This is a genomic window from Hyunsoonleella flava, assembly GCF_004310325.1.
GTDB classification, from domain to species: Bacteria; Bacteroidota; Bacteroidia; order Flavobacteriales; family Flavobacteriaceae; genus Jejuia; species Jejuia flava.
The window spans coordinates 1-691 of sequence record NZ_SIRT01000029.1; the positions used below are offsets into that span (position 1 = coordinate 1).

General features: G+C 46.9%; 1 protein-coding gene. It reads left to right on the forward strand.

Annotation, left to right across the window (positions count from 1 at the left end; translation table 11 throughout):
* Positions 1-691: hypothetical protein (locus tag EYD45_RS16795; protein WP_207303323.1), on the forward strand; the 691-nt coding region annotated here is incomplete at both ends.

A 691-nucleotide genomic window follows, 5' to 3' on the forward strand; every position in this document is an offset into this window, starting at 1 on the left:
CGAGTTCCCTGGTCAAACTTGGTACATCGGGGTGGATAATGATTCTGATACCTACTTCGGTAGTGTGACTTCAGTAACGGCTTGTGAGCAACCTGTTGGGTATTCGCTTACGGCACCTACTGCAGATGATTGTGATGATAACGATCCTAACGAGTTCCCTGGTCAAACATGGTACATCGGGGTGGATAATGATTCTGATACTTTCTTCGGTAGTGTGACTTCGGTGACTGCTTGTGAGCAACCTGTTGGCTATTCGCTTACGGCGCCTACTGCAGATGATTGTGATGATAATGATCCTAACGAGTTCCCTGGTCAAACATGGTACATCGGGGTGGATAATGATTCTGATACCTACTTCGGTAGTGTAACTTCGGTAACGGCTTGTGAGCAACCTGTTGGCTATTCGCTTACGGCGCCTACTGCAGATGATTGTGATGATAATGATCCTAACGAGTTCCCTGGTCAAACATGGTACATCGGGGTGGATAATGATTCTGATACCTACTTCGGTAGTGTAACTTCGGTAACGGCTTGTGAGCAACCTGTAGGCTACAGCTTAACAGCGCCTACTGCAGATGATTGTGATGATAACGATCCTAACGAGTTCCCTGGTCAAACTTGGTACATCGGGGTGGATAATGATTCTGATACCTACTTCGGTAGTGTCACTTCGGTAACGGCTTGTGAGCAA